The 25543-nt window shown below is 66.7% G+C and carries 25 protein-coding genes; 12 read left to right on the top strand and 13 right to left on the bottom strand.

Going from position 1 to position 25543, the window contains the following annotated elements; all coding sequences use genetic code 11:
* Positions 1-56: 56 nt before the first annotated feature.
* Genes KM295_RS01755 through KM295_RS01765 form a run of 3 tightly spaced genes read right to left on the bottom strand, consistent with a single transcriptional unit; the run spans position 57 to position 3533 of the window.
* A complete protein-coding gene (locus KM295_RS01755) occupies positions 57-1409 on the bottom strand; it encodes a dihydrolipoamide acetyltransferase family protein (protein WP_256028141.1) in 1353 nt (450 codons plus the stop codon).
* Complete coding sequence (locus KM295_RS01760) at positions 1399-2403, bottom strand: alpha-ketoacid dehydrogenase subunit beta (protein WP_256028142.1); 1005 nt, start codon at positions 2401-2403, stop codon at positions 1399-1401. The genes KM295_RS01755 and KM295_RS01760 overlap by 11 nt, the downstream gene beginning before the upstream one ends.
* A complete protein-coding gene (locus KM295_RS01765; protein WP_256028143.1) occupies positions 2400-3533 on the bottom strand; it encodes a thiamine pyrophosphate-dependent dehydrogenase E1 component subunit alpha in 1134 nt (377 codons plus the stop codon). Before KM295_RS01765 ends, KM295_RS01760 begins: the two co-directional genes overlap by 4 nt.
* Before the next feature lie 179 nt (positions 3534-3712).
* Here KM295_RS01765 and KM295_RS01770 point away from each other — a divergent pair, with 179 nt between their 5' ends.
* From KM295_RS01770 to KM295_RS01795, 6 genes are all read left to right on the top strand, one after another.
* Positions 3713-4375, top strand: a complete 663-nt coding sequence (locus KM295_RS01770) for an RraA family protein (protein WP_256028144.1) — start codon at positions 3713-3715, stop codon at positions 4373-4375.
* Between the two features lie 96 nt (positions 4376-4471).
* Complete coding sequence (locus KM295_RS01775) at positions 4472-5500, top strand: zinc-dependent alcohol dehydrogenase (protein WP_256028145.1); 1029 nt, start codon at positions 4472-4474, stop codon at positions 5498-5500.
* Positions 5501-5604: 104 nt separating this feature from the next.
* The gene (locus KM295_RS01780; protein ID WP_256028146.1) at positions 5605-6246 is read left to right on the top strand and encodes a bifunctional 4-hydroxy-2-oxoglutarate aldolase/2-dehydro-3-deoxy-phosphogluconate aldolase; all 642 of its coding nucleotides are present in this window, start codon (positions 5605-5607) and stop codon (positions 6244-6246) included.
* Between the two features lies 1 nt (position 6247).
* Positions 6248-7207: a bifunctional 2-dehydro-3-deoxygluconokinase/2-dehydro-3-deoxygalactonokinase gene (gene kdgK1 / locus KM295_RS01785; RefSeq protein WP_256028147.1), complete on the top strand. Its 960-nt coding sequence runs from the start codon at positions 6248-6250 to the stop codon at positions 7205-7207.
* Between the two features lie 497 nt (positions 7208-7704).
* On the top strand, positions 7705-8691 hold the full coding sequence (locus KM295_RS01790; RefSeq protein WP_256028148.1) for a PLP-dependent cysteine synthase family protein: 987 nt from the start codon (positions 7705-7707) through the stop codon (positions 8689-8691).
* Positions 8688-9884 (top strand): cystathionine gamma-synthase, encoded by a 1197-nt coding sequence (locus KM295_RS01795; RefSeq protein WP_256028149.1) that lies wholly within the window; start codon positions 8688-8690, stop codon positions 9882-9884. Before KM295_RS01790 ends, KM295_RS01795 begins: the two co-directional genes overlap by 4 nt.
* A 311-nt stretch (positions 9885-10195) precedes the next feature.
* Here the strand turns inward: KM295_RS01795 and KM295_RS01800 are convergent, their stop codons facing one another.
* Both KM295_RS01800 and KM295_RS01805 read right to left on the bottom strand, forming a co-directional pair.
* A complete protein-coding gene (locus KM295_RS01800; RefSeq protein ID WP_256028150.1) occupies positions 10196-12841 on the bottom strand; it encodes a heavy metal translocating P-type ATPase in 2646 nt (881 codons plus the stop codon).
* A 138-nt stretch (positions 12842-12979) separates the two neighbouring features.
* The gene (locus KM295_RS01805; RefSeq protein ID WP_256028151.1) at positions 12980-13570 is read right to left on the bottom strand and encodes an AsnC family transcriptional regulator; all 591 of its coding nucleotides are present in this window, start codon (positions 13568-13570) and stop codon (positions 12980-12982) included.
* 132 nt (positions 13571-13702) lie between these two features.
* Between KM295_RS01805 and KM295_RS01810 the strand changes: the two genes are divergently transcribed.
* Both KM295_RS01810 and KM295_RS01815 read left to right on the top strand, forming a co-directional pair.
* Complete coding sequence (locus KM295_RS01810; protein WP_256028152.1) at positions 13703-13906, top strand: heavy-metal-associated domain-containing protein; 204 nt, start codon at positions 13703-13705, stop codon at positions 13904-13906.
* 46 nt (positions 13907-13952) lie between these two features.
* Positions 13953-14528 carry an NfeD family protein gene (locus tag KM295_RS01815; RefSeq protein ID WP_256028153.1) on the top strand — a complete coding sequence of 192 codons (576 nt, stop codon included), beginning with the start codon at positions 13953-13955 and terminating at the stop codon, positions 14526-14528.
* Here KM295_RS01815 and KM295_RS01820 read toward each other — a convergent pair whose 3' ends face one another.
* On the bottom strand, positions 14529-15251 hold the full coding sequence (locus KM295_RS01820) for an SDR family NAD(P)-dependent oxidoreductase (RefSeq protein WP_256028154.1): 723 nt from the start codon (positions 15249-15251) through the stop codon (positions 14529-14531).
* Positions 15252-15326: 75 nt separating this feature from the next.
* On the opposite strand from KM295_RS01820, the gene KM295_RS01825 reads away from it, so the two are divergent.
* Positions 15327-16025, top strand: a complete 699-nt coding sequence (locus KM295_RS01825; protein WP_256028155.1) for an SDR family NAD(P)-dependent oxidoreductase — start codon at positions 15327-15329, stop codon at positions 16023-16025.
* Positions 16026-16087: 62 nt separating this feature from the next.
* A complete protein-coding gene (locus tag KM295_RS01830) occupies positions 16088-17263 on the top strand; it encodes an MFS transporter (RefSeq protein WP_256028156.1) in 1176 nt (391 codons plus the stop codon).
* A 12-nt stretch (positions 17264-17275) separates the two neighbouring features.
* Here KM295_RS01830 and KM295_RS01835 read toward each other — a convergent pair whose 3' ends face one another.
* Entirely contained in the window at positions 17276-17905 is a 630-nt protein-coding gene (locus KM295_RS01835; protein ID WP_256028157.1) for a DsbA family oxidoreductase, read from the bottom strand.
* 365 nt (positions 17906-18270) lie between these two features.
* Between KM295_RS01835 and KM295_RS01840 the strand changes: the two genes are divergently transcribed.
* A complete protein-coding gene (locus KM295_RS01840) occupies positions 18271-18510 on the top strand; it encodes a hypothetical protein (RefSeq protein WP_256028158.1) in 240 nt (79 codons plus the stop codon).
* Positions 18511-19026: 516 nt separating this feature from the next.
* Here KM295_RS01840 and thsA read toward each other — a convergent pair.
* From thsA to KM295_RS01855, 3 genes are all read right to left on the bottom strand, one after another.
* Positions 19027-20607: a thermosome subunit alpha gene (thsA, locus tag KM295_RS01845; protein ID WP_256028159.1), complete on the bottom strand. Its 1581-nt coding sequence runs from the start codon at positions 20605-20607 to the stop codon at positions 19027-19029.
* A gap of 91 nt (positions 20608-20698) precedes the next feature.
* Positions 20699-21598, bottom strand: a complete 900-nt coding sequence (locus tag KM295_RS01850) for a glycosyltransferase family 2 protein (RefSeq protein WP_256028160.1) — start codon at positions 21596-21598, stop codon at positions 20699-20701.
* A gap of 52 nt (positions 21599-21650) precedes the next feature.
* On the bottom strand, positions 21651-22358 hold the full coding sequence (locus tag KM295_RS01855; protein ID WP_256028161.1) for a class I SAM-dependent methyltransferase: 708 nt from the start codon (positions 22356-22358) through the stop codon (positions 21651-21653).
* Between the two features lie 212 nt (positions 22359-22570).
* Between KM295_RS01855 and KM295_RS01860 the strand changes: the two genes are divergently transcribed.
* The gene (locus tag KM295_RS01860) at positions 22571-22846 is read left to right on the top strand and encodes a MarR family transcriptional regulator (protein WP_256028162.1); all 276 of its coding nucleotides are present in this window, start codon (positions 22571-22573) and stop codon (positions 22844-22846) included.
* Between the two features lie 15 nt (positions 22847-22861).
* On the opposite strand, the gene KM295_RS01865 is transcribed toward KM295_RS01860, so the two are convergent.
* The 3 genes from KM295_RS01865 to KM295_RS01875 all read right to left on the bottom strand — a co-directional run.
* Complete coding sequence (locus tag KM295_RS01865) at positions 22862-24010, bottom strand: nicotinate phosphoribosyltransferase (protein ID WP_256028163.1); 1149 nt, start codon at positions 24008-24010, stop codon at positions 22862-22864.
* 36 nt (positions 24011-24046) lie between these two features.
* The gene (gene rio1, locus KM295_RS01870; protein ID WP_256028164.1) at positions 24047-24931 is read right to left on the bottom strand and encodes a serine/threonine-protein kinase Rio1; all 885 of its coding nucleotides are present in this window, start codon (positions 24929-24931) and stop codon (positions 24047-24049) included.
* A gap of 126 nt (positions 24932-25057) precedes the next feature.
* On the bottom strand, positions 25058-25543 hold a 486-nt coding region (locus KM295_RS01875), incomplete at its 5' end, for a citrate/2-methylcitrate synthase (protein WP_272494277.1).

The raw sequence follows: 25543 nt of genomic DNA on the forward strand, positions 1-25543 counted from the left end.
GCCGGCTGTCTCCTTGCCGGTTCGGTTGGTTCCCGAACGGAAAAGATCGGCGGGACCTACAGCCGCGCCAGCAGCACGTCCGGGTTTTCGATTCCCTCGATGACGTACTCCATGAACTCCGTGGCGGTCACGCCGTCGATGAGCCGGTGATCGTACGACAGCGTCAGCGAGACCGTCTTTTTGACTTCCGTCTCGGTGTCGCTCACCGCGACCGCCTCGTTTTTGATCCGTCCGACCCCCATGATCGCCGCTTCCGGGTGGCGGATGATGGGCGTTCCGAACGTCCCGTGTTCGCTGTGACCGCCCGTGTTCGTGATGGTGAACGTGCCGCCCCGCAGTTCCTCGGGGTCGATCGACCGCTCGCGGGTCCGTTCGACCACGTCGGCCAGTTCGGTTCCCAGTTCGGCGATCGATTTCCCATCGACGTCGTCGATGACCGGCACCATCAGTCCCGCCTCGGTGTGGGTCGCGATACCGAGGTTGTAGTAGTGTTTCTCGACGACCTCGTCGGACACGTCGTCGATGCTCGCGTTGATCTCCGGGAACTCCTCGAGCGCGGGGACGACGGCCTTCATCAACAGCGTCGTGTACGTCACCGGCGCGTCGATCGCCTCGTCGAGCCGCTCTTTGAGCGCGACGAGTTCGTCGGCTTCGGCCTTGAACCCGGAGGTCACGTGGGGGATCTTCCGTTTCGACTCGACCATGTTGTCGGCGATCGTCCTGCGTAGCCCCTTGAGCGGCCGGCGGACGACCGCGCCGTGTTCGTCGTACTCGGCGCCGTCGGCCGTGGATGGTTCCTGTGCTGTCTCGACCCGTGTCGTCGCCGTCTCCGGCTCCGGCTCCCCGCCGGGAGCGGCATCCTCGTCCGGTTCCGTTCCGTCCTCGAGATACGCGTCGATATCGGCTCTGAGCACCCGACCTTCGGGACCGGAGCCCTCGACGGCGGCCAGATCGACGCCCTGCTCGCGGGCGTAGCGTCTGGTACTCGGGGCCGCGAACGTCCGCCCGTCGTCCGCCGTTGACGGGTCGGTCGATGCGGCCGGTTCGGCCGGCTCGGCGTCCGCTTCGGTGGAACCGTCGGCCGGAGCCTCGGGCTCTTCCGGCTCTGTGTCGGCGGCGTCGGCGGCCGCCGTCCGATCGGTCGGCGGGTTCGCGGTCGCAAAGACCGCGATGACGTCGCCGACAGCGACGACCTCCCCCGGGGCGGCCCGCAGTTCGAGCACTTCACCGGAACAGGGGACCGGGATGTCGACGAGCGCCTTGTCCGTCTCGACCTCACAGAGCACGTCGTCGGCTTCGACCTCCTCGCCTTCCTCGACGTGCCAGACGCTAAGTTCGGCCTCAGTCAGCCCCTCGCCGGGGTCGGGCATCCGGAATTCGAACCGCTGGCGTTGGCTCTCAGAACTCATAGTTCATCACCGCCTCAATGGCATACTGTGCACGCTCGGGGTCGGGCAGGTACGCCTCCTCGATCTGGTTGCCGGGGAAGTGGACGTCGTAGCCCGTGGCGCGCTGGACCGGCGCGTGCAACCGGTCGAACGCGTACTCGTTTATTACCGCGGTCAGTTCCGCCCCCAGCCCGAGGGTCCGTCTCGCCTCGTGGAAGACGACACAGCGGCCGGTCTTTTTGACCGACTCCAGGACCGTCTCGATATCGAGCGGGGAAAGCGTCCGGAGGTCGATGATCTCGACGTCTGCGTCGACCCGGTCGGCGGCGGTCTCGGCGTGTCGAACCATCGCGCCCCAGGAGATGAGCGTCAGATCCTCACCCGTGCGGGCGATCCGGGCCTCGTCGAGCGGGAGCGTGTACTCCTCTTCGGGGACCGGTTCGCGGTGGGTCCGATAGAGCTTCTTGTGCTCCATGAACACCACCGGATCGTCGTGACGGATACTCGCCGCGAGCAGTCCCTTCGCCTCCCGCGGCCCGCTCGGGTAGACGACGCGGACGCCGGGGGTGTGTACCAGGAACGTCTCCGTCGATTCGGAGTGGTACTCGCTGGCCTTGATCCCGCCGCCACAGACCATCCGGACCGTCATCGGCACGTCGAACGCCCCGCCGGACCGCTCGTGCATCTTCACCAGCGTGTACATGAACTGCCCGAAAGCGGGGTAGAAAAAGCCCATGAACTGGATCTCCGGGACGATCCGCTCGCCGCGCATCGCCATACCGACGGCGGTTCCGAGCAGCCCGTTTTCCGACAGCGGCGTGTCGATGACCCGATCGCCGCCGAACTCGTCGTAGAGCCCTTCCGTCGTCCGGTAGACGCCGCCGATCGGGCCGATGTCGTAGCCCATGAGCCGGACCGACGCGTCGTTGCGCATCTCGTCAGCGAGCGTCCGGTTGATCGTCTCGACGAGGTTCCGCTCGGTCGTCTCGCCGTCGGTCGTGCGTGTGTCGTTCATTCGAACCCCTCCCCGGTCCAGTCGACGAACGGGTTCTTTCCGTCGAGTTCCCGCTGGAGTTCGGCGCGCTGGTGGCGCTCCTTCCAGGAGGTCCCCCGGAGGTGGTTCTCGAACATCAGTTCCGGGGAGGACGTCGGCACGTCGCGGGCGATCTCGACGGCCTCGTCGATCCGTTCGTCGATCGCGTCCTCCATCGCGTCGATCGTATCCGCGTCGATGACGCCCTCCTCGAGCAGGTACGCCTCGAACCGGTCGATCGGATCGCGTTCGAGCCAGTACTCCCGCTGCTCTTCGTCCCGGTAGACGCTCGGCTCGTCGGCGGTGTTGTGCTCGACGATGCGGTAGGTCACACACTCGATGAAGGTCGGCCCGCCGCCGTTGCGGGCGCGATCGACGGCCTCCTTGGCTTTCTCGTAGACGGCGAAGATGTCGTTGCCGTCGACGCGCTCGTTGGGGATCCCGTAGGCGTCGCCCTTCTGGGCGAACGTCTCGGAGGCCGTCTGCCGGTGGGCGGGGACCGAGATCGCCCACTGGTTGTTCTGACAGACGAACACCGCGGGCACGTCGAAGACGCCCGCGAAGTTGAGCGCCTCGTGGAAGTCACCCTCGCTCGTCGAACCGTCGCCGACGAACGTCAGCGAGACCGTATCCCGCCCGTTCAGCTTGTCGGCCAGCGCCGACCCGACCGTGTTCGGGAGGTTCGAGCCGAGCGGCACGTAGATCGGCGAGAAGTTCACGTCCGGCTCCTCGAGGTCGTCCGGCAGGTGCTCGTCGATCGTCTCCGGCTCGGCACCCATCAGCCCGACCAGCTGTCGTTCCAGGGGCACGTTCCAGTAAACGAGGCCGGACCGTTGCCGGTACAGCGGGAGACACCAGTCGCCGGGCTCGAGCGCGGCGGCGGCCCCGAGCGGCGTCGCCTCCTCGCCACGGCACCGCGAGATGATGCTGACCTCCCCCGCCCGCTGGAGTTTGAGAGCCTTGTCCTCGAACCGTTTCGTGAGCTTCATCGTCCGGTAGAGCTCTCTGAGTTCGCCCTCCTCGAGCCCCGGCGGTTCGTTCACGAGGGTCCCGTCGGGCGCCAACACCCGGTAGAAATCCTCTGCCGGCTTCTGTTCGGACCAGAGTGCCATATCGTCCCGCACAAGATTTCGAGGAAACTTAAAACATCCCATTATCCGTCCCCCCGAATTTCGCCCGGGGGCTCGGGGATCCAGTTCCGCTTCGAGGCGGGGCGATCGGCCCCAGGTCGGTGGATAACCGGTCCCGGCGTCCGAGAAGAGTTTATATAACGACGGACACAATCGGGGCTATGACAGGAGATATCACGGAGGCCGAACTGTGTGACAGGTACGGGGAGCTGTACACCGGGCTCGTGGCCGACATACTCGACGACCACGGGTACGAAGACCAGACTCTCCACGGTATCGATCCGCTGGATCGGGGGATGCGGGCCGCCGGGATCGCCCATCCCGCCGTCGGACGGGCCAACCGGAGCGTCGATCCCGACGAGCAAGCCTACCGGTTCCTGCGGATGATCGAAGAGACGCCCGCGGACTCGATGCTGCTTTTGGACGCGAACGACGCCGTCGCCTCTCACATCGGCGAGTTGACGACGACGGCCCTGCACAACAACGGCTGTCGGGGCGCGGTGATCAAGGGGGCCGTCCGGGACACCGAGTTCATCGTCGAACAGGGGTTCCCGGTCTTTACCGACCGTCGATCCCCGCTCGATGCCCTCCCCAGGTGGGAACTCGTCGAGTGGGGCGAGACGGCCGTCGTCGGGGGCGTGACGGTTTCGCCCGGCGACGTCGTCCTGGCGGACGCCGACGGCGTCGTCGTCGTTCCGGAAGGGGTCAAAAGCGAGGTGCTCGCCGACGCCGAGACGGAACGGGACACGGAATCGGAGATGAGGACGGCCATCGAGGAGGGGATGTCACCCGTCGACGCCTACGAGGAGTACGGCACGTTCTGAGCCGGGATACCGACACGGCGGCAACCCGATACCAAATATTGATGTCGGTCCGTCCGAGAGCGGTAGGTAGGATCGTCCCCACGATACCGATTATCGATGAAAGCGATAGTTCAAACGGGCGAACGGAGCGTCGAGGTACAGCAGCGAGAGCGACCGACCGTCGGGCCGAACCAGGTGCTGATCGAGGTTCACAGCGCCGGCGTCTGCGGGAGTGACGCCCACGCCTACACCTGCGAGGAGGGATACGAGTGGATCCCGATCCCCCGGATCATGGGCCACGAGTACGCCGGGACCGTCGTGGAGGTCGGCGCCGATGTCACCGAGTTTTCCGAAGGCGACCACGTACTCGAGGAGCCGGTCCGAAGCTGTGGGACCTGCTTCCAGTGCAAGAACGAACAATCGAACGTCTGTCAGAACTTCTCCATCAGGGGGATGCACCGGGACGGCGCCTACACCGAGTACGTCGCCGTCGACGAGCCGTCCGTCCACCGGCTCCCCGATACGGTCCCGCTCGAGGAGGCCGCGATCGCCGAGCCGACGAGCGTCGCGGCCCGGGCGGTGTTCGCCCAGTCGTCGGTGAGCCCGGGCGACAACGTGCTCGTCGAGGGGCCCGGGCCGATCGGCGTCCTCTCTGCGGTCGTCGCCGATTCGGCGGGGGCGAACGTTCTCGTCTCCGGTCTGGGAAAGGACAGCGAATACCGGCTCCCGATGCTCGAAGGGATGGACATCGAGACGGTGGACATCGAGGCCGACCCGCTTGACGACCGGACCGAGTCGTTCACCGACGGGGTCGGGTTCGACGTCGTCTTCGATACGACCGGACACCGGACCGGCGTCGAGGTCGCAGTCGAGCAGGTCCGCAAGGGCGGTGAGGTCGTCGTCGTCGGCCTCCCGGGCGGGTCGAGCGATCTGTTCATGACGCCCGTCGTCCGCGGGGAGATCACGGTCGGCACGTCGTACGGGTCGAAATGGAAGGACTTCGAGCGGGCGATCCGGCTGATGGAGAGCGGGGCGATCGACGTCGACCCGATCGTCGACTACTCCTACAACGTCGACGATCCCACGGCGGCGTTCGAGTCGTTCCTCCGGTCGGAGACCTGCAAGCCCCTCTTTACGTTCGCGTGAAGCAGCGGTAACGGACGTCTATCGGATTTTACGAGCCTTCGAGAACTGCGGGGGTTCGCGGCGCTTCGGAACAATTAATGTATACCCTCCGTATTCGCCCATATATGAATACCCGGGACGCACTGGCGCCCGTTCTCGACACCGGCGTGGTGGCGATCGCGAGGGGCGTCGGAGCGGATTCCATTCTCGATGTCGTCGACGCGCTCGTCGCCGGCGGGATCCGAGCCTGTGAGGTCACCGCCGATTCGCCCGCGGCACTGGAATCGATCGAACGCATCGCCGCCGCGTTCGGCGAGGAGGTAACCGTCGGCGCCGGGACCGTCCTCGACGCGGAGACGGCCCGCGCGTGCCAGCGTGCCGGGGCCGAGTTCCTCGTGACCCCGACGGTAGAGACCGACGTGATCCGGACCGGGAACCGGCACGGGACGCCGACGATCCCGGGCGTCATGACCCCGACGGAGGCGCTCACCGCGACCGAGGCCGGCGCCGACATGTGCAAGCTCTTTCCGGCCTCGACGCTCGGTCCGTCCCACGTGAGCGCGATCGGAGGGCCGCTCGGGCAGATCCCGCTGGTTCCGACCGGCGGCGTCACCCCCGACAACGCGGCCGCGTTCTTCGAAAGCGGGGCGGCCGCCGTCGGCGTCGGGAGCGCGCTCGTCGACGCTGACGCCGTCGCGAACGGCGAGTACGACCGCCTGACCGAGACGGCGACACGACTGATCGACATCGCGGAAACCGCCCGGTAACATGTCGGATCTCGTGACATTCGGCGAGACGATGCTCCGGCTGAGCACGCCGGTCGGCGAGCGGCTGGAGACGGCCCGGGAACTGGATCTCCGGATCGGGGGCGCCGAGAGCAACGTTGCCGTCGCCGCCGCCCGCCTCGGGACGGACGCCACGTGGCTCTCGAAGCTCCCGGACTCGCCGCTGGGGCGGCGGGTCACCGGCGAGTTGCGGTCCCATGGGGTCGACCCGGAGATCCACTGGGCCGACTCGGACCGACAGGGCCTTTATTTCATCGAGCGAGCCTCGCCCCCGCGGGAGACGAACGTCGTCTACGATCGGTCGGATGCGGCGATCACGACGGCTCGGCCGGACGATTTCGATCGATCGGCTGTAACGGACGCGTCGGTCTTTTTTACCTGTGGCATCACACCCGCACTCTCCGATCGCCTCGCTGAGACGACAGACGAGCTGTTGCGGACGGCGCAAAAGGCCGGGACGACTACCGCCTTCGATATCAACTACCGGTCGAAGCTCTGGTCGCCCCCGGAAGCACGCGAACAGTTGAGCGGGCTGTTCCCGGCGATCGACGTACTCGTCGCGGCCGAGCGGGACATCCGGACGATCTTCGGCTACGACGGGCGACCGAACGATATCGCGACAGCCCTCAACAGCGATTTCGGTTTCCGGACGGTCATCGTCACGCGCGGCAAAGAGGGGGCGATCGCACGGCACGACGGGCGCCTGTTCGAGCAGCCAGCCTTCGAGACGGAAACGGTCGACTCGGTCGGCACGGGCGATGCCTTCGTCGGCGGGTTCCTCTCGAAGCGCATCGACGGTGCCGCCGTGCCGGAGGCGCTCGAATACGGGGCGGCGACCGCCGCGCTGAAACAGACGGTCGAGGGCGATCTGGCCGTCGTCACGCCGTCCGACGTGGAGAAACTGGTCGACCCCGAGGGATCCGGCTCCGGCATCCAGCGGTAGCCGCCCGGCGGGATCGAACCGACTCCGGAGCCGAACGATTGATACGGGTAGAATTGTTTTATATTGTATGGAATGTACAATAAAGAGGCGCGTCGACGGTGACTTCGAGGCGGTCGTCGACGAAGCCGGGGCTGCGGCGGAAGCCTGAGCGAGCCGTATCTCGAACAACCGTCGACGCTGTAGGCGATGGAACGCCGCAGTTCCGGCGGCGAAAGGAAAACGACAAAAGCCGAGATGTCGTAGTCGGAGTTATGGGACGAGTCGACCCAACCCCGATCGCGGCCGTGACGGTAACGTCACGACCCACGGGAGCCCGCGACTCGTTGCCCCGCCGACGGCGGCGGGTGTCACAGAAGCGCCGTTCCCGCGGCGAAGCCGATCCGACCTGTTTTTCCTCTGGGTTTGCCACCGGTTGTCGGTGTCGGTGTCGATGAACTGATCCGACGACGGCGGTGACGGAACCGGACAGCGAACGCCCGACAACACGACCCAGAGACATGACCACGACCCACGACCCACACGAATCGATCCTCGGAACGATCGGCGACACGCCGCTGGTCGAACTCCACGACACGCCGGCGAACGTCTCCGTGTACGCGAAACTCGAGACGTTCAACCCCGGCGGGAGCGTGAAGGACCGCATCGGCAAGTACATCCTCGAACGGCTGCTGGAACGCGGCGACCTCCCGCCCGGCGGCACGGTCGTCGAGCCGACGGCCGGCAACACCGGGATCGGGATGGCGCTGGCCGCCACCCGGCTGGATCTGGAGGCCGTCTTCGTCGTTCCCCGCGGATTCAGCGAGGAGAAGGAGCGACTGATGGCCGCTCTCGGGGGCGAGATCGTCCACGTGCCGGGCGAGGCGGGGATGGCCGGCGCGCTCGAGACGGCCGAAGCGATCGCCGACCGGCGGGCGGACGCCGTCGTGCCACAGCAGTTCGCGACGCCGCTGAACGCCGAGACACACGCCGAAACCACGGGGCCGGAGATACTCGAGGCGCTGGACAGTCGCGTCGGGGCCGTCGTCGCGGGCGTCGGCTCCGGCGGCACCCTCGTGGGGATCGCCCGCACCGTGCGCGAACGCGTCCCCGGGGCCCGGATCGTCGCCGTCGAACCCGACGGCTCGACGTACGGCGAACGGCTCGGCGAAGAGCGGACGGAGGCGCCCTACAAGACGGAGGGGATCGGAACGCACGATCCGGCGTTCGCCGAGGTGTTCGATCCCGACACAGTGGACGACATCGTGACAGTGAGCGACCGCGACACCCACGGGGAGGTGACCCGGCTCGCCTCGGCTGAGGGCCACCTCGTCGGTTCCAGCTCCGGCGCCGCGAGCGTCGCGGCCCGCCGGGTCGCCGAATCGATCGCGGCGGGCGAACTCGAGGTCCCCCACGAGACCGTCGTGACCGTCTTTCCGGACTCGAGCGAGCGGTACCTCTCGAAGAACGTCTACGGCTCCTTCGAGCAGTGGGAGGGGAAAGCATGACCGCCGAAGAGGGGCCGGCCGACGACCGCGCGGACGCCGAGGGCGCCTTCGATACCAGGGCGATCCACGCCGGGCAGGCACCCGATCCCGAGACCGGCGCCGTCATGACGCCGATCTACGCCTCCTCGACGTTCGCACAGGACCGCCCCGGGGAGCATCGCGGCTACGAGTACTCCCGGACCGGGAACCCGACGCGGACGGCCCTGGAGGCGAACCTCGCGAGCCTCGAGGGCGGCGCCCACGGCCGGGCGTTCGCCAGCGGCATGGCCGCGATCAACACCGTGTTGAACCTGCTGGAGGCGGGCGATCACGTCGTCGTCGGTGAGGACGTCTACGGCGGCACCCATCGGCTGTTCACCCAGGTGTACGAGGCGTACGATCTCGCCTTCGAGTTCGTCGACCCGACCGACGCCGACGCCGTCGCGGACGCGCTCGCCCCGGAGACGGAACTCGTCTGGATCGAGACGCCGACGAACCCGCTGTTGCAGGTCGTCGATATCGGCGCGATCGCCGAACTGATCGGCGATCGGGAGATCCTCTTTGCTGTCGACAACACGTTCGCGACGCCGTACCTCCAGCGGCCCCTGAAATGGGGCGCGGACATCGTCGCCCACTCGCTGACGAAGTATCTCGGCGGTCACTCGGATCTCGTCGGCGGCGCGCTCGTCACGGACGATCCCGAGCTAGACGAACGGCTTGGGTTCTACCAGAACAGCGTCGGGGCGACGCCGGACCCGTTCACCGCCTTTCTCGCGCTGCGGGGCATCAAGACCCTCCCCGTGCGGATGGACCGGCACTGTGAGAACGCCCGAACGCTCGCCGAGTGGCTGGCGGGCCACCCCGACATCGCCCGCGTCTACTACCCCGGACTGGAGACCCACCCCGGCCACGCGGTGGCCACAGCGCAGATGGACGACTTCGGCGGCATGGTGAGCTTCGAGGTGGACGGCTCGCTGGAGGCGACCCGAACCCTCGTCTCCAGTACCGAGGTGCTCACGCTGGCCGAGAGCCTCGGGGGCGTCGAGAGCCTCATCGAACAGCCGGCGACGATGACCCACGGGGCGATCCCGCGGGAAGAGCGGCTGGCGACCGGGGTCACCGACGGGCTCGTCCGGGCAAGCGTCGGGCTCGAGGAAGTCGGTGACCTGCGCGAGGACCTCCAGCAGGCACTCGAGACGGCGCTGGAGGGATAAGACGGCCGCCTTACGGAAGTACAAGGAGAAAGCCCCGTGCTTTAGCGCTGTCTCTTACCCACAAATCGGGTCGGTGCCGAGATCAATGCGTTCAACCGAACATCCCAATACCTACGGATGGAACTCCTCTATGTGGCGATTTCCGATTTCGTTCACCCGCATTCAGTAACCCCCTACCGCCGATATCACCGCCCGAATCGCTCCACATCTCGATTTTCTGATTGCAGATCGGGATCAAAAGCGTCTGAAGCGTCCGTTTGGAGCTCAGTGAACTTATGGGTAAGAGACAGCCCTTTAGCGCGGGGAGGATGTCAACGCAGCCGGCCCAGCAGTTCGTAATCGCGGTCGGGCGTGTACCGGCGAAAGAGGAGGCTGTTCGTCAGCACCGAGACGCTCGAGAAGGCCATCGCGGCGGCGGCCAACACCGGCTGGAGCAGCCCCAGCGAGGCCAGCGGGATCATCAGGGTGTTGTACCCGAGCGCCCACGCCAGGTTCTGTCTGATCTTCCGCAGCGTCGCATCCGAGATTCGGATCGCCTTCACGACGTCGAGGGGGTCGTCCCGCATCAGCGTCACGTCGGCGGCCTCGATCGCGACGTCCGTCCCCGAACCGATGGCGGTGCCGACGTACGCGACGGCCAGCGCCGGCGCGTCGTTGACGCCGTCGCCGACCATCATCGCCTGCCGGCCCCCCGACTGGATCCGTTCTACGGCCTCGGATTTGTCCTCGGGGAGGACCTCGCTTCGGACGTTTTCGGGGTCGATCCCGACCCGCTCTGCGACCGCGCGGGCGGTCCGCTCGTTGTCGCCGGTGAGCATCATCACCTCGAGCTCCCGCTCCCGGAGGGCCGTCACGGCGCGTTTCGCGCTCTCTTTGACCGTGTCGGCGTCCGCGACGACGCCGAGGAGTTCGCCGCCCGATGTGCCGGCGGGCACGCGGCCGACGAGCATCGCCGTCTTGCCCTCGCTTTCGAGCCGTTCCATCGTTTCCGCGGCGGGTGAGGGGTCGATCCCCTCGTTGCCCAACAGCGTGCGGTTCCCGACGAGGATCTCGCTTCCCTCGACCGTCGCCCGAACCCCCTGTCCCGGGACGTTCTCGAAGGCCTCGGGGTCGGGCACGTCCAGCCCGCGCTCCTCGGCAGCCTCGACGATTGCCCTCGCGAGGGGGTGTTCGCTGCCGCGTTCGGCGCTCGAGGCGAGCCGGAGGACCTCGTCCGTGGAGGGCCGCTTTCGGGCGGTGAGTTCGCCACCGTCGGGGGCCGGCGTTCCGCCGTCGGGGATCGGCTCGCCGTCCGGGTCGAATACGACCACGTCGGTCAACTCCATCTCGCCCTCGGTGAGCGTCCCCGTCTTGTCGAAGACGACGGTGTCGACGTCCTTCGCCCGTTCGAGGATGTCACCGCCTTTGAACAGGACGCCGTTGCGGGCGCCGATCGTCGTCCCGACCATCGTCGCGGCGGGCGTCGCAAGCCCGAGCGCACAGGGACAGGCGATCAACACCGCCGAGGCGAAGACGACGATCGAGAACTCGAACACCGAGACCCCCCCGCCGGCCGGTGCCGGGCCGCCGGCGACCGGGCCCCAAAGCGGTAGCGAGTTCACGAACCCGGCCAGCGCGTCGGGGAAAGAAGACCAGACCAGCCCCCAAAACAGCGCGTTGACGATGACCGCCGGGACGAAGTACGCGGAGATGCGGTCGGCGACGTTCTGGATGTCGGGCTGGCGGGACTGGGCTTGCTTGACCGTCCGGACGATTCCCTGCAGCGCCGTATCCGATCCGACCTTCGTCGCCTCGACGACGAGGACGCCGTTCTCGTTGATCGTCGAGCCGATCACCTCGTCGCCATCCGACTTTTCGACCGGGACGGACTCGCCGGTGACCATCGACTCGTCGACCGCGCTTTGGCCGTCGACGACGACCCCGTCGGTTGGTATCTTCTCGCCGGGGCGGACCTTCATTCGGTCCCCGACCGCGACGTCATCGAGGGCGACCTCCCGTTCGGTCCCGTCGCCGTCGACGAGCGTCGCCGTCTCGGCTTCCATCTCCAGCAGTTTCCGGAGCGCCTCGCCGGCCTGCCCTTTCGATCGGGCCTCCAGATAGTTGCCCAGCGTAATGAAAACGAGGATGAACGCGGCCGTATCGAAGTAGACGTCGCCCGCGATTGCCCCCCCAAGGACTGCGATCGAGTAGAGGTAGGCGGTCGAAGAGCCCAGCGCGATGAGGACGTCCATGTTGGCGCGGCCGTTCGTGACCAGGGCCTTGTAGGAGTTCTTATAGAAGGGCCACCCGAGGACGGCCTGTACCGGCGTCGCGAGCAGGAACTGGACCCACCCGAACCGGACGCCGAAGACCGTCTCGGGGACGATCTCGCCGCCGAGGAGGAGGTGATCGAGCATAAATAAAAGCAGCGGCGCCGAGAGCGCGGCCCCGAACAGCGTCAACCGGAGCTGTCTGCGGATCTCGGCCCGTCTGGCGTCGTCGCGGGCGTCCCCGGCACCGCCACCGCCATCGGCGTCGGCGTCGGCGTCGGCGCCGTCCTCGCGGATCGGCGAGTAGCCGGCGTCCTCGATCGCCTCATAGACGTCCTCGATCGACGCCTCCGCGGGATTGTAGGTGACCTGTGCCTCGTCGGTCGCGTAGTTCACCTCCGCCCCGAGAACGCCCGGCGTCCCCTCGAGCGCGGTCGCGTTGGCTTCGGCGCAGTTCGCACACGTCATATCGGAGATACCGACCGTCACCGTCTCGGAAACCGCGCCGTATCCCGCATCGTCGATCGCGTCATAGAGGTCCCCGAGCGAGACCGTCTCGGGGTCGTACTCGACAGTCCCCTCGTCGGTGGCGTAGTTGGCGGACGCCGAGGCGACGCCGTCAAGAGACTCCAGTGTGTCCTGAACCGTCGTCGAACAGTTGGCACAGGACATCCCCGTGATGTCGAGTTGTGTCCTTCGGGTCGCCATTAGTGTCGTATACTACGGCCGCCACCTTTAGGACGTTTTCTGCTTCGAGATGCCGGGTTCGGCGCGCGTGACGCTTCGGGTTCCAAAGCCGTCGACCCGGGATCGGACAGCGTCGAAAGCCGCCCGCCCGAGACCGAGCTACGCTCGTTCCTCCAGCCGGCGGTACCGGTCCTCGAACCGGGAGAGACAGGACGGACAACAGAAGTGATACAGTTCGCCGTCGATCCGGGCCGTCTCGCCCTCGCTGTCGACCGTGTTGCCGCACTCGGCGCAGGCCAAAGCGAACTCGACGCCGTCGACCGAGGGCGTCCACTCGACGTCGTCGACCAGCGTGACGGTGTAGTCGGCGGTTTCGATCCCCTCGAAACGGGTCTCGATCCACTGCCGGACGTTCCGGGCCTCAAGGCGGGCATAAAACAGAAGCCCGCCGTCGGCGGTCACGAACACGTGTTCGACGCCGTCGGTATCCCGGACGCGCTCGCGGGCGGGTTCCAGCGATCCGGTCGGCAGTTCTACCCGAACCAACACCGGAACGCCCGCCCGTAGCTGTGCCCGGTCGACCTCGATCGTGAAGCCCTCGATGATCCCCGCCTCCCGGAGCCGTTCGACCCGATCGGAGACGGCCGGGCCCGAGAGACCCACCACATCGCCGATCTCGCTGAACGGGCGACGGGCGTTCTCGGCCAGAAGCGAGAGGATCTCCATGTCGGTCTCGTCGAGATCGCGCATACCCGGGGTAGTCGCTCCGGATACAATACTGTTCGCCCGGATATACTTCAGAGAAATCGGCTTCGGTCGGGACGTGACTTTGGAATCGAAGGGGAAAACGACAAAGAGCCGTGGCGAGTAGCTCCGATCGCGATGAGTCGGACAATAACCGTCGAAGGGATGAGTTGCGAACACTGCGAGCGGACCGTCGAGGAAGCGCTCGAGGACGTCGACGGCGTCGCCCGGGCGAGGGCTGATCGGGCCGCAGGCGAGGTGAAGATCGAGGGCGCCGCCGATCCGGATCGGCTCGTGGCGGCCGTCGAAGACACCGGGTACGGCGCGTCGGTGCCGGCGTAGATATCCCCGGCCGAAGCGTTAACCACCGGGAAGCCCTACACGACGTATGGCCGAACTGTTCGGGCTGTCGGTGCCGTTCCTGCTCGTGCTGATCGGGGCAGCGCTGATGGTCATGGAGGCGTTCGCCCCCGGCGCACACTTCATCGTCGTCGGTATCGCCCTGCTGGCGGCGGGGCTGGCCGGCCTGCTCGTCGGGCCGCTTTTGCCGGCAGCGGCGCTGCCGCTCGTGTTGGCGGCGATCGTCCTCGTTGCCGGCGGGACGGCGCTGTACGGCTACCGGCAGTTCGACTTCTACGGCGGGAAGGGAAGCGGGAAGACGAGCGATTCGGCCTCACTGCAGGGCAAAACCGGCCGCGTCACTCGCCACGTCACGAAGGGCGACGGCGAGGTGAAACTCGAGAGCGGCGGCTTCAACCCCTATTATCAGGCCCGGGCGCTCGACGGCGAGATTGCGGAGGGCGAGGAGGTCATGGTCGTCGATCCCGGCGGCGGCAACGTCCTCACCGTCGAGTCGGTCTCGGCGTTCGAGGACGGCATCGACCGGGAACTCGCCGCCGACCGGAACCGACGCGGGGAGGATCGCGAGGAGCGCGACCGGGACGGCGAGACCGAGCCGGCCTGATCAGCCGAGCCGCTCTTCGCACTCCTCGGCCGCCATCGACTCGGCGGTGACGCCGCCCGGTTCCTGCGCCAAGAGCGCGACTGCGGCGTCGTCCATCACGTCCGGATCGCGGATGGATTCACGTTCGTCCTCGGGGAGGTGATCCCAGAACTTCGTCTCGACGCGGCCGCCGGGATCGAGGCCGTTGACGTTGATCTCGGGTTCGAGTTCGTACGCAAGCGTCCTCGTGAACCCCTCGAGGGCCCACTTCGAGGCGACGTAGGGGCCCCACCCGGCCGAGCCGCGGCGGCCCAGCCCCGAAGAGATGTTGACGACGTTGCCGGCCGACATCTCGGGGACGGCGTGTTTCGAACACAGGAAGGGGCCGGTGGCGTTGACCTCCATGATGAGTCGCCAGTCCTCGGCGTCGATCCCGGTGACCTCACGGCGTTCGTCATAGAGGCTCAAAAGCCCGATGGCAGCGTTGTTGACGAGCCCGGTGAGGTCGCCGTACTCCTCGACGGTCGCCTCGATGAGCGCCTCGACGGCCGCCTCGTCGGTCACGTCGGCGGGGACGACCAGCGTCTCTCCGGCGGTCTCGGCGGCGACCGCCTCGAGGTCGGCCTCGCTTCTGGCCGACAGCACCGTGTTCGCGCCCTCGCGGGCGAACCGCTTTGCCATCGACGCCCCGAGCCCGCGGCTCGCGCCCGTGACGATCACCGTCTCGTCGTCGAGTTGTCCCATATCCGTGGCTCGATGCCGGGAGACAAAAACCCGCCGGACGATACGGTTTTGTCGCCGGCATCCCTCGGGAAGGGTATGACACGGACGGCAATCATCGCCGGCGTCGGTCCCGGGCTTGGCGAGTCGATCGCCCGACGGTTCATCAAGGAAGGCTGTCGGGTCGGGCTCTTCGCCCGCTCGGAGGACTACCTCGCGGAACTGTCGGCCGAACTGGGCGAGAACGCCCTCCCGATCCCGACGGACATCACCGACCCGGACGCGGTCGCGGCCGGTTTCGAGGCCGTCCGGGAGGCGTTCGGGCCGGTCGACGTCCTCGTCAACCACGCGAGCGGCGGCGCCTGGAAGGGCCTCCGGGAGATCTCGCCGGCAGCCTTCGAGGAGGCCTGGCGCGTCTCGGCCTACGGCGGGCTGTTGTGCTCGCAGGCGGCCGTCCCCGACATGCCCGATGGCGACGGCGGGACCGTCATCTTCACCGGCGCGACCTCCGCGATCCGGGGGCGCGACGGGGCCGTCGGATTCAGCGCCGCGAAGTTCGCCGTCCGGGGGTTGGCCGAGTCGATGGCCAGGGAACTCGGCCCCGAGGGGATCCACGTCGCCCACGTCGTCATCGACGGGGGGATACTGCCACCCGGAGGCGCGACCGGAACCGACCGCGACACCGAAGAATTCCTCGATCCCGACGCGATCGCCGACTCCTACTGGCATCTCGTGACGCAGGACCGGTCCGCCTGGACGCTGGAGTTGGACCTCCGGCCGCACGTCGAAGAGTTCTAGACGGGCATCGACCGCCCGGACGATCCCCAAAAGTAATACTCGCCGCTCGATACCGGACGGACATGCGAGAGCGTCGGCGGGTACTCGGTGTGACGGCTGCCGCGCTGTTTTTTTCCGTGCTGGTTTGGTTCAACTACTCGGCAGTGCTGCCGTTGGTCGTCGAGGAGTGGGGGCTCTCGGGCACCCAGGCGGGGATCGTCTTCGGGGCGTTCCAGGCCGGCTATCTCGTGGCGATCGTTCCGGCGGGGTGGCTCGCAGACCGGTACTCGCCGCGCTGGGTGATCGCCGTCGGCGCGACCGGAACCGGGGTGCCGAGCCTGCTGTTTGCGGGCTTCGCGGAGGGATTTCTCCGCGGGACGGTCCTGCGGTTCCTCTCGGGGCTCTTCATGGCCGGCGTCTACGTGCCGGGGATGCGGTTCGTCAGCGACTGGTTCCCCGAGTCGGTCAGAGGGCGGGCGCTGGGGATCTACATCGGGACGTTCTCGGTCGGGTCGGGGCTGTCGTTCGTCTTCGCCACAGCCGTCGCCGACGTGGTCGACTGGCGGCTGGCCGTCGGCGTCACCAGCGTCGGCGCGCTGTTCGTCGCGCCGCCGATGCTCGCGTTGACCCGCGATCACCCCGAACGGTCGGGGAGGGAAGGCGAGGCGTTCGATCTCTCGGTTCTCCGCAACCGCGAGTACCTGTATGCGGTCAGTATCTACTCGTGGCACAACTGGGAGCTGTTCGGGGTTCGCAACTGGCTTTTGGCCTTCCTCGTGGCGGCACCCGCCTTCGCCGCGACCGGATCGGGGCTGCTCCCGGGGTTCGTCGTCGGGCTGATGATCGTCATGGGGGGCGTGGGGAACGTGGCCGGCGGCTGGCTGAGCGATCGCATCGGCCGCCCCCGAACGATCGGGATCGGGCTGGCCGCAAGCGCCTCGTTGAGCGCAGTGTTCGGTCTGCTCGGCGGGCTCTCGATCGCGGCGCTTTTCGGGATCGTGCTGATCTACGGCGTCGCCATCACGATGGACAGCGCGCCGACCTCGACGATGGTGACCGAGGTCGTCGACGAGAGCCACGTCGGGACCGCCCTGTCGCTGCAGTCGCTCGTGGGGTTCACGACGACCGTCGTCTCGCCGGTCGTCTTCGGCCTCGCGTTGGACCGGGCGGGATATTCCGCCGCCTTCCCGACGCTCGCCGTGGGGGCGTTGCTCGGGCTCCTCTCGGTCGGCGCACTCGTCCGGCTCCGACGCGGGTGACAGACAGCGTGCCTACGTCCCCTCGACCAGCCGGCGCAGGTGCTCCGGCGGGACCGCCCCGCGGGCGGCGTGGCCGTCGTAGACGAACGTCGGGACGCCGGAAACCCCCGCCTGCCTCGCCGCCGCGAAGTCCTCCCGGAGCCGCTCGCGGTTGGTCCCGCTTTCGATCGCCACGCGGACCTCCTCGCCGTCGAGTCCGACGTCGTCGGCGAGGCCGGCCAGCACGTCGGGATCGCCGATGTCACGGCCCTCGATCCACAGCGCCTCGAAGACGGCCTCGTCGAAGGCGAGCCACGCCTCCGGGTACTCCGCGTCAACGTAGGCGGCCGCGACCTGTGTATCGAAGGAATCGACCTCGGGCGTCCCATCGATCCCCAGCATCCCCTCCGCGCCGTACTCGTCTTTGAGCCGCGTGACGTTCTCTTTGACCTCCTCGTAGTACGCCTCGTCCTTGCCGTCGTCGACCGAGTGATCGATCTCCCCGTCGGGACCCCGCTTTCCTGCCCGGAGATCGAAGGGCCGCCACTCGATCTCGAGGGGCCGGTCCCGTGTCTCCTGATACGCCGACAGCGACTGCCGGCCGAGATAACAGAACGGGCAGACGTAATCCGAATACACCGTGATAGGTTCCTCGTCGCTCATCGACCGCCGATAGGCGGTCGTTCCGGATAAGGTCGTCCGTCGCGGCGGGAGGTGTCGGCAAAAGCGGATAAAAAGGGTTCGTCGGCGCCGTCTATTCCGCGGAGATGAGGTCTTCGATGATTGCAGGGGCCTGCTGTATGGTGATTAATCGTATCGGCGTGAGATCGTTGTGGTGAACTAACGTAGGTAACGCCCGGTGTGGGCTTTGAGAATCAGTAGATGGATTCTTCGGTATAACCGGGTCAGGCTCTGTTGGGATTCTCTTTGGTGATAGGCCAGCAAATACGCTGAATGGAGAGCGGGTACGTTGTAAATGTCGGATAATATATAGGAACTGACTTTATGCTTCGGAAACAATCAGAGATATGGCCGACTCAACCGACAAACCGACGACGAAAGCGATGGAAGATATTAGCACCGATGGCCTTGGTACTGCTGTGTTAGCATCAGTGGGTTCTGTCGTGCTTGCGCTATACTTCTATTATGTCAGTGGTGACAAACAGCGCGGACAGTTCGTCGGTCTGTGGCCTGTCACGATACTCGCCATGGCATCGTACTTCAAACTCGAGGAGATCAAACAAGGCATAGAGGAGCTCAGCGACTGAAACGAGCGGGACGAGTCGAATCGTCGAATCGAATCCCAGACTGGTGCTGCCGACCTGTCCTCGAGGCTCGCCTCTGCCCAGTCATCGGCTTGACCGTGTCCTGTGGCGGTTGCTACTACCGCTCGCTAACTCGTACGCTGTGTGTTCGTCACGCTGTGCGGTCTTCCCGGGCGTTCTTCCAACTCGAGTAAATCTCTATCAGGGTCAACAGGCTGAGCGCGACCCCGGCAATAACCATCATCGTGTCCGCTTCAGTATCGTCCATACAGCGCGGTAGGTCCTCGATGCGTATATTATTCCGCCGGGAGTAGTTGATATTCTCTCCGGCCAGAAGGACGAGCCTTTGGCCTTGAAACTTCGATAAACTCGAGTATCCGTCGGAAAAGCGGTCTCCCCGAACCGTCTAATCACCATACAGCGGTGACACACACTCACCGACGACTGAATCCCGGACGGCGATTATGCCGTCGGATTGGCGTCTAATTCGTCGAAACCGACCGACTGCGTCGGCGCCGTCTATTCCGCGGAGATGACGTCGTCGATGCGGACGATCATCGTCGCGGACTCGGTCGCGGACTCGACGGCCTCGCGCTTGACGGCCGCGGGGTCGAGGATGCCGCCCTCGACGGGGTCGCCGACGTCGCCGGACTGGCCCTCGCTGATCAGGCCCGCCCGCCCCTCGGCCTCGTGCGTCGAGCGGAGTTCGACCAGGGCGTCGATCGGGTCCATGCCGGTGTTCGCCGCGAGCGTCCGGGGAATGACGTCGACCGCGTCGGCGAAGGCCTCGATCGCGAGCTGTTTGCGGCCCTCGATGCTCGCGACGCTGGTCCGGATGTGGTCGGCGATCGCGATCTCGGTCGCGCCGGCGCCGGGGACGACGCCGCCGGCATCGAGCGCGGCCGTGACGACGTCCAGAGCGTCCTCGAGGGCGCGCTCGAGCTCGTCGGTGACGTGTTCGGTGCCGCCGCGGGCGAAGACGGTGACGGTCTCGGCCGCCGCGCCGCCCTCGATGAAGGCGAGGTCGTCGTCGCCGAAGGCCTCGACGTGGACGGTCTCGGCCTGCCCGAGGTCCTCTTCCTCGAGGTCGTTGAGCGTACCGACCGTCCGGGCGCCCGTCGCGCGGGCGACGGCGCTGGCCTCGTCGCTGTCGACGGAGTCGAAGGCGAGAACGCCCTCCTGGGTGAGATACGAGGCGACGAGGTCCTCGACGTCGCCGGTGACGAAGGCGACGTCTGCGCCGGTCTCGGCGATCGTCTCGGCGTAGCCCCGGAGTTCGGATTCCTCGGCGTCGATGGCCTCGTTGAGCTGATCGACGTTCGTGATGTCGTACTCGGCGTTGATCTCGGCCTCGCGGACTTCGAGATCGAAGTCGAGGACGGCGATAGCGGCGTCCTCGACGCTCGTCGGCATCTCGGCGTGGAGCGGTTCCTCCTCGCTGATGACGCCCTGGACGAGTTCGGTTGCCGACGCGCCGGCACCGGTCTGGGTGCGGATGGAGATGGCGTCACGGTCGACGCCGTCGTCGGACTGGACCTGCCGGATCGCGGCGACGATGGTCTCGGCCAGCGCCGCCGCGTCGATGTCGCCGGTCCCTTTGCCGGTCATCGAGGATTCGGCGACCGAGGCGAGGATTTCGTCGTCGATCTCCTCGGTCAGCGTGACCTCCTCGATCGCCTGGAGGGCGAGGTCGGCGGCCTCCTGGTACCCCTCCGCGATCGTCGTCGGGTGGAGGTCGTCGTCGAGGAGATCCTCGGCCTGTGCGAGCAGCTGTCCTGCCAGCACGGAGGCGGTCGTCGTCCCGTCGCCGACCTCCTCTTCCTGTGTTTCCGCGACCTCGACGACCATCTGGGCCGCCGGGTGTTCGATGTCCATCTCCTGAAGGATCGTCGCGCCGTCGTTCGTGATGACGACGTCGCCCGAGTCGGATACGAGCATCTTGTCCATCCCGCGGGGGCCGAGCGTGGTCCGGACGGATTCGCTTACGGCCTTTCCGGCGGTGATGTTCGACGATTGAGCGTCCTTACCGCTGGCACGCTCCGAGTCCTCGCTGAGAATGAAAAGCGGCTGTCCGCGCCGCTGGCGCATCTGCTGTGACATGTTCACTGATATGTCGTCAGCGGTTCTATATAAAGATTTCGTAACGGTCGGGGAACGAAGGACGATCGAGACATCCAATACCGGCGGTTTTTTAACGGCGGTCGTGGACGGCGACCGCCCGGTCGTTCCGGGTAGAGACGCCCCGGGGATTACGGCTCGGCGTGCGGTCGGTGTATCGAGCGCGGAGCCCGTCGACGTACCCTCTGCAACTGCCGACGGTGACGTCACGGCCGTTGCCGAACCACGCCGACGGTTTGGCCTCGCCGTGGGCGACGTCCCGGAACGCCGCTCCGGCGTCCGTGACCGCGTGCCGGAGCGTCCGGAACGGGACGGTCGGGTGGGGGCCGTAGTTCTTCGCCAGCCGGTAGGCGAGCGATCGATAGCGGAGCCGCCAGTCGCGCTCGGTCGACCCGCCGTCGGCCGCCGTCTCCCGGGAGACACACATCCCGGTCGCCCAGACGACCGCCGAGTCCACCCCGGCGATCCGGTGAGCGAGATCGCGGGCGCCGCCGGTCTCGAGGTACTCGTCGAACCCGTCGAGTTCGATCAGAAGGTCCCGGCTGAACGCGACGTTCCCGCCGTTGAAGTAGGTGACCGCCCGCCCGCCGATGGTGCGATCCTCGACGGTGTCGGTGGCGACGCCGGCCCCGAGCCGTTCGTGGGTCGGGCCGGTGACGGCGCCGGCCTCCGAGAGCCCCCCCTCGGCGGCCTCGAGCCATCCCGACTCGGCGGTCGCCATCGGATCGAGGAAGGCCACCGCCTCCCCCCGAGCTCGGTCGATTCCGGCGTTGCGAGCGACGTTGACGTTTCGGTCGTCGATCTCGACGAGCACGTCGACGTCCTCGCGGTCCCGGACCATCCCGCTCGTCCCGTCGGTAGACGGCCCGTTGACCACGACGATCTCGTCGGGGGCCTCGGCGGCGACGGCGTCGAGACACCCCCGAAGCTCGTCGCGGTCGTTCAGCGTCGGGACCACGACCGAGAGTTCCATACCCCACGTAGCGGGACCGACGACCAAAAGTCCCGTGTCTACGGGCAACCACTCAGGGGAGGCGGGCGTCCCAGTAGGAGACGGAGGCGAGCCGATCCCCAAGGGGCGTCCGGCCGACGGCGGTATCGACCGCCCGGAACGGGCTGGCGATCCGTTTCGGGATCGCACGATAGAAGCCGTACGGGAGGACGAAATCGTGCTCGACGGCCGCGATCTCGAGTCCCGCGCCGACCGCGAGTTCCCGCGCCTCCCGATCGGAGTAGAGCCGCGATCCCATCGGCAGTGCCCAGTTGTAGATCGAACGGGTCGAGTACCGGTTGAACGTATCGAAGAACACCTGGTCTCTCGTGACCCGGCGCATCTCCTCGATGAACCCCTCCGGGTCGGGCGCGAGGTGGAAAAACCGCATCGCGAAGACGGCATCGAAGTGATCGTCGGGGAAGGGCAGGCGTCCGGCGTCGCCCTGCAGAAAGGAGAGTTGTCCCTCGACGCCGGCCGCGGCGGCCTTCCGGCGCCCCTGCTCGAGCATCGCCTCGGAGATGTCCATTCCGACGATGTCGGCGCCCCGGTCGGCGAGGGTCACGGTAAAGCGTCCGGTACCGCAGGCGACCTCGAGTATCCGTCTATCCTCGAGCGGCGACAGCGCCTCCAGCACCGCCGTCTTCTCGCGGCGGTCGATGTAGCGGCCACCGCCCGAAAAGCGCTTGTCCTCGTACGCCTCGGCGATGTCGTCCTCCTGATACCACTCCTGTCCCTTCACGCTATCCGAACCGACCTTCCGGGAACATAAAAGGATGCTGGATACATTTCAAACCGATCACTCGGCACCGAACGGACGTTCCTCCGGTGAGCGACGGCGGGATCGCCGCGACGGACGGATGTATTAGGTGTCCTTATATTAGACTTATTGTCCGTATTGTTTTCAGATACATATAGCCAAGTTTTACCAGTAACTCCCGAGGAAGGGAACGTATGAGCACAACCACGGAGGAACGCTCACGCCAGACCGAATCGCCACTAGCCGACCCGGATTTCCGCGACACACTCCGGGAACTTCCCCCGAGCGCGAAGCTCGTCGCGAAGGTCCTTGAGGACGCCAAGCCGCTCTCGCAGGGACAACTCGCCGAGGAGTCGCTGCTCCCGGACCGGACGGTCCGGTATGCGCTGAACCGCCTCGAAGAGGAGGACCTCGTCGACTCGCGGTACTCCTTCCGGGACGCCCGAAAGCAGGTGTACTTCCTGGATTGAACGCCCGGGGACGCGTCACTCGGCCCCGGATCCGGATCGGAACCCGACGCGTTCGGCGTCCTCGCGGGCGCGTTCGGTCGCCGCGTCGAGATCGAACCCGGCGACGACCTCGCCGTCGCGGATCAACGGCTCGAACAGCGACTCGCCCCCTTCGGGGCCCTCGCTGTCGGCCAACGCGACGTGGTGGCCGCCGTCGGGCGTCCGGTAGACCGCCTTCTTTCCGGAGAGTTTGCCCCGTTTTGCCGCCGGCTTCCCCCCGACTTCGACGATATCGAGCGCGAAATCGACCGGATCGGCGCTCGTGATGTGGCTTCCGACGCCGAAGCCGTCAGCCACGTCCGCGAGCCACCGGATCGTCCTCGGAGTGATTCCGCCGCTGACGAAGATGCCGACGTCCTCGTGGCCGTTGACGTCGAGTTTCCACCGCGTCTCGCGGACGATGTGGCGGAAGTCCCCGCGCCGCGAGCCGGTCGTATCGAGGCGGACGCTGTCGAAGCCGAGTTCCGCCGCCCGGACGGCCTCGTCGACCTCGTCGTCGTAGGTGTCACACAGCGCGATCCGCGGGACGTCCGGGTCGACCGCCTCGTCGAAGGCACGCCAGGCGTCCTCCTGGTTGCCCGGGCCGAAGCAGATCACGAGCGCGTGTGGCATCGTGCCCGACGCCTCCCGGTCCATTATGTCGCCGGCGGCGGCGTGTGAGAAGCCGTCGAAGCCCGCCAGGAGCGCACTCCGATCGACCGTCCCGGCGATCGAGGGGTGGACGTGTCTCGCGCCGAAGCTCAGAAGCGACGTCTCCGGGGCCGCCCGCCGCGCCTCGAGGGCGGCCGTCGCCATCGCGGTCGGATGGGAGAGAAACCCGAGGATAGAGGTCTCGAGCCGGGCGAACTCCAGGTACGGCCCCTCTACCCGCAGTACCGGTCCGCCGTCGAACAGCGTCCCCTCCGGGAGCGCATCGGCGTCGACGTCGCGACCCGCCAGCAGTCGAGCGACGTCTTTCAGACCCGCGAGGAGTTCGAACTCGCCCGTCGGGAACTGATCGGCGGTCACCTCCGCGACGACCCGCGGGTTCCGTCCGGCGTGGTTCAGCGCCTCTTCGGTCCGGAGGAAGTACGCGTCGGTGGCCCGTCCCCCCTCGATCGCGGACTCCGGGACGATATCGAACATACCGAGAGATCTCACGGCACGCGGAAAAAGTTGCGCTTACCGCGTCGCGTCCTCCGACGGGGTCGGTTCGGGCTCAGGTTCGGGTTCGGTGACGGCTTCGAGCAGGTCGCCGTCGTCGACCTCCAGCCCCTGCCGCCCGAAGAAGGCCGCGACGTTGTGACAGTCCCGTTCGAGAAATTCGCGGCTGTTGGGGTGGTGGACGGTGACCGCCTGTCCGAGATCGAGCACGCAGAGTTCCCCCCCGTGGACGACGAGGTTGTATTCGGAGAGATCGCCGTGGATCAGCCCGGACCGGTAGAGCCGCCGCATGTACTCGCGGACGACCTCGTAGGTCGTCCGGGGGTTCTCGATGTGGACCTCATTGAGCCGTCTAGCGCGTTGGTCCTCGCCGCCGAGATACTCCATCACGAGGACGTTCCGCTCGATCGCGATCGGTTCGGGGACCCGAACGCCGCCCGCCAGTGCGCGCTTCAGGTTCGCGAACTCCTTTTTTGTCCAGGCGACGACGACCTTCTTTTTGTCCGAACCGATCCCCTCGAAGCGGGGGTCGCCGTCGAGGTACTCCCGCATGTCACGGAAATCCGAGGCGTTGATCCGATACACCTTGACGGCGACCTCGCCGTCCGGCGCCAGGGCAGTGTAGACGTTGGCCTCCTTGCCGGTCGATATCGGCCCGCCGAAGGCGTCGATGTAGCCGTCCTGGACGAGTTTATACAGCGCCCCGAGGGTCGCATCGTCGAAGACCGACGCCTCGACTTTGAACTGCTCGGTGTTTTTGATCCGCTTTCGGAACTCGAGGAACTCCCGGTCCTGCTTTCGGGCGATCCGGTCGGCCTCCGTGTCGGTGACGTCGATCTCCTCGAACTCGTCGCCGACCGGCTCTCCCTCCTCGATCTCGAGCAGGCCGAATTCCTCGGTCATTCCCGGAAGAGTAGAGGCCGCTCCCTGAAAGCCTCACCGGTGGATCGATCGGCGTTCGTAAAAAAGGGGGAAAGAGGGATAGCGAAGGGCGTGTGTAGGGTTAGGGTGCCATGTGGTCTGTGGCGTCTATCGGTTTTCGAGCGGTGTGACGGTACGGTCGGTTTCGCCGACGTAGCGGGCTCGCGGCCGGATCAACCGGTTGTCCTCGTACTGTTCGAGGACGTGGGCGATCCATCCGCCCACTCGGCTCATCGCGAAAATCGGCGTGTAAATGTCCACCGGAATCCCCATCTGATAGTACATCGACGCCGAGTAAAAATCGACGTTCGGCGCGATCCCCTTCTCGTCGAGCATGTATTCTTCGATCGCTGTCGAGTAATCGTACCATTTCATCTCGCCGGCCGCCTCACCCAGCGCCTGCGAGCGCTCGCCCAGAATGTACGCCCGCGGGTCTTTCACCTCGTAGACCCGATGCCCAAAGCCCGGAATCCGCCGACCGTTCTCGATGGCCGTCTCCAGCCACTCCGTCGGGGCTTTCTCGGTCGCGTCGACCTCCTTGAGCATCTCCATGACGTTTTGATTCGCCCCGCCGTGCAAACTCCCCGAGAGCGC

It is taken from the genome of Natronomonas aquatica (assembly GCF_024449025.1).
Classification (GTDB): Archaea; Halobacteriota; Halobacteria; order Halobacteriales; family Haloarculaceae; genus Natronomonas; species Natronomonas aquatica.